Below are 437 nucleotides of genomic sequence, written 5' to 3' on the forward strand. Positions count from 1 at the left end.
GCCGTGATCACGCTGCGTTCATGCGGGATCGGCGTCGTTCCAATATCAGAAAAGGCGCACGCGGCGCAAGTCAGGCGAACCCCGATGCAGTGCACGCGATGGAATGATCCCCGCCCGCGAGCGCGGGCGGGAACGGTCAGGGATGACCTTGGGGAAGACCTCAGGCGGTGCGCGTGAAGCGCAGCAGGTCGTCCATCAGCGCGTTGAGGTCGCGCTTGAGCTTGTCGAAGCCGGCGTTGGGCGCGAGGCCGACTTCATCCATGTACAGCTTGCGATTGATCTCAAGCTGCAGGCTGTTGCGGTTGGCCTGGGGCTGGCCCAGCACCCGCACGATCTCCACGCCCTTGTAGGGGTGGTTGCGCCAGACGTCGTAGCCCATCTCCTTGAGCACGCCTTCCACCCGGTCGGTGAAACGCGTGTCGCAGGTGGTGCCGTCA

General features: G+C 64.8%; 1 protein-coding gene. It reads right to left on the reverse strand.

Annotated features, from left to right (window positions below; genetic code table 11):
• Positions 1–160 precede the first annotated feature (160 nt).
• Positions 161–437: N-formylglutamate amidohydrolase (locus tag AC1DHL_RS29925; protein WP_478164356.1), on the reverse strand; the 277-nt coding region annotated here is incomplete at its 5' end.

Source organism: Variovorax sp. 10L426 (assembly GCF_056395305.1).